Raw genomic sequence first — 511 nt, 5'->3', positions numbered from 1 at the left:
GCTTAAAGCACTGCTGAATGATTCTTTCGAGGATACAAGGAATTCCAAGCGGTCGCCATTTGCCATTGTCTTTTTCTATAAATTTCCGTCTGACTTTCTTAGGGCGGTACCTTTTTAGATTGTTTTGGATTTCTCTTACTAGTTCATCTTCGGAAACCTTTTCAATGTCTGTGATGGTTTTCCCATCTGTTCCTGGCGTCTTTGATCCTTTATTGGATTTCATTGTTCGATAGGCCAGCCGAATATTTTCTCTGGATGTGATTAGATCGTAAAGGTGCGAAAACGATTCACGCTTGCTGGCTCTCTCGTATAAATCCGTAAAAGATTCCGTCATGCCGTAATACTCCCAATTTCGCAGAGCTTGCACTGTGGCACCCCTCCTTTTTGAGGTGATGTTCCCACGTTCTTACCCGACCGGTGCAATTCACGTTTGGAAAATGATCGTTCTTTTCTATTAGACTTGGGGCTGTTCCTCCACTCCCATTACAGGAGGTTCATCAGTCGTGCCCCT

At 44.0% G+C, this 511-nt stretch carries 1 pseudogene; it reads right to left on the bottom strand.

What is annotated here, in order from left to right:
* Window positions 1-367, bottom strand: a pseudogene (locus AC1DWB_RS37225) (reverse transcriptase domain-containing protein); the annotation flags it as partial.
* Between the last annotated feature and the right edge of the window lie 144 nt (window positions 368-511).

This window comes from Paenibacillus sp. P4_E11, assembly GCF_056401635.1.
This window is presented reverse-complemented; position numbering and strand designations above follow the sequence as displayed.